This window comes from Arthrobacter sp. HMWF013 (assembly GCF_003061105.1).
Taxonomy (GTDB): domain Bacteria; phylum Actinomycetota; class Actinomycetes; order Actinomycetales; family Micrococcaceae; genus Arthrobacter.
On sequence record NZ_QAIQ01000528.1, the window covers coordinates 4,441 to 4,942 of the forward strand.

1 protein-coding gene is annotated in these 502 nt (G+C 67.7%); it reads right to left on the bottom strand.

Annotated features, from left to right (window positions below; genetic code table 11):
- Positions 1-443 (bottom strand): FAD-dependent oxidoreductase (locus tag DBR22_RS24765; protein WP_258229291.1); only part of this gene is annotated, 443 nt, incomplete at its 3' end.
- Positions 444-502 lie beyond the last annotated feature (59 nt).

Sequence of the window (502 nt, forward strand, 5' to 3'; positions counted from 1 at the left end):
GAACCGGCGCCGGTGGTGCCGTCAAAGGAAACGGTGACCAGGCCGCCGTCGTCCGCTACTTCCGTTACCCGGGCGCCCCTGACCAGAGCCGAACTGTCCAGTTCCTTCACGCGCTGCTCCAGCAGGGTCTCGGTGATGAACTGGGGGAGTGACAGGACAAACGGGAAACGGTCCGAAACCGGGGCGAAGGACATTGACCCCAGTGTCCTGCCGCCGCTGACGGCGATGCCGCGGCGGATCTGCACACCGGATTCCACCATGGCGTCCGCAACTCCCACACTGTCCAGCGCCGCGAGGGCCGGCGGGTGGATGCCGATGGCCCGGGAGTGCAGGTCCCGGCCGGTCCGTTGTTCCAGGACCTTTACTCCCACGCCTTCCTGAAGCAGCAGCGCGGCGAGGAACAGGCCCACCGGGCCACCACCGACGATCAGCACCTCAACCATGGCGGACGTCCGGGCTGGAATGTCCGGCCGGATGAAAGAGCCCCGGAACGGCAGGGCCG